A 1094-nucleotide genomic window follows, 5' to 3' on the forward strand; every position below is an offset into this window, starting at 1 on the left:
GATGCGTTGGGGCGGTTGAAGGACCGGGTGGCGAAGGCGTTGTTCGAGCGGATGGGTGCTCGGATGAGCGATCCGTCGCTGGCCGAGGAGCAGTTGCGCGCGCTGGTGCTGCGGGAGCTGGACGAGGTGGTCGAGGCGGAGAAGATCCCGTTGTCGGCCGAGGAGCGGGCGCGGTTGACCGCGGAGCTGGCCGATGACGTGCTGGGGTTCGGGCCGTTGCAGCGGTTGCTGGATGACGCGTCGGTCACCGAGATCATGTGCAACGGGCCGGAGATGATCTACGTCGAGCGCGCCGGCCGACTCGAGCGGGCGCCTGCGCGGTTCGCCGGCGAGGAGCACCTGCGGCGGGTGATCGACCGGATCGTGTCGAAGGTGGGCCGGCGGATCGACGAGTCCTCGCCGTTGGTGGACGCGCGGCTGGCGGATGGGTCGCGGGTGAACGCGATCATCCCGCCGTTGGCGTTCTCCGGGTCGACGTTGACCATCCGCAAGTTCGCCAAGGACCCGTTCAAGGTCGATGACCTGATCGGGTTCGGCACGTTGTCCCCGGAGATGGCCGAGCTGCTGCAGGCGTGCGTGGATGCGCGGCTGAACGTGATCGTCTCCGGTGGTACCGGTACGGGGAAGACGACGCTGCTGAACGTGCTGTCCTCCTTCATCCCCGAGGGCGAGCGGATCGTGACCATCGAGGACGCGGTGGAGCTGCAGCTGCAGCAGGAGCACGTGGTGCGCCTGGAGTCCCGCCCGCCCAACATCGAGGGCAAGGGTGCGATCACCATCCGCGACCTGGTCCGCAACAGCCTGCGGATGCGGCCGGACCGGATCGTGGTGGGGGAGTGCCGTGGTGGTGAGTCGCTGGACATGCTGCAGGCGATGAACACCGGGCACGACGGGTCGCTGTCCACGGTGCACGCGAACTCCCCGCGGGATGCGATCGCCCGGCTGGAGACGCTGGTGCTGATGGCCGGGATGGACCTGCCGCTGCGGGCGATCCGGGAGCAGATCGCCTCGGCCGTCGACGTGGTGGTGCAGCTGACCCGGCTGCGGGATGGCACCCGGCGGGTCACCCACGTCACCGAGGTCCAGGGCATGGA

General features: G+C 69.0%; 1 protein-coding gene. It reads left to right on the forward strand.

The genetic code is table 11. The features are described from left to right. Nucleotides 1-63: 63 nt before the first annotated feature. A partial coding sequence (locus tag ACI794_RS20745; protein ID WP_456604268.1) for a CpaF family protein occupies nucleotides 64-1094 on the forward strand: 1031 nt, incomplete at its 3' end.

The sequence above is a fragment of the Blastococcus sp. SYSU DS0541 genome (assembly GCF_054050875.1).